1 pseudogene is annotated in these 411 nt (G+C 77.1%); it reads right to left on the bottom strand.

The annotated features are described in order from the left end of the window. A pseudogene (locus tag KSO97_RS17345) lies at positions 1-411 on the bottom strand (exodeoxyribonuclease V subunit beta); the annotation flags it as partial.

Genomic DNA, 411 nt, shown 5'->3' on the forward strand with positions numbered 1-411 from the left:
CCGACGTCGTGCAGCGCCTCGCCGATGTGCCGGAGATCGGTGAGGCGCCGCTCGCCGCCGAGGTGCCGCAGCAGGCGCGCGGGGAGCCCCCCAGCGCTGGCGGACTCCAGCACCGCTCCGACGCCGCGACGCGTGAGCAGCTCGGCCCACGCGCGCAGCCTGTCGGCGACCTCGTCGGTGAGTCGGTCACCGCCTTGATCCAACTCGAGGGCGGTGAACCCGAGGAAGGGCGTCAGCGCGGCCGCCCGCACCCGTGGGCTGCGATGGGGCTGCTCGAGTCCCTCCAGGAGCCGCAGCCAGTCGTCGGCCGCGGGGGTGGCGAAGGCGCTGCCACCGCCGGCGGTCACCGCGGGCACCCCGACGGCGTGCAGCGCGGCCTGGCTCGCCGCCAGGTCGGCGTGGCGGGAGCAG

Source organism: Nocardioides sp. R-C-SC26 (assembly GCF_021246465.1).
Lineage (GTDB): Bacteria > Actinomycetota > Actinomycetes > Propionibacteriales > Nocardioidaceae > Nocardioides.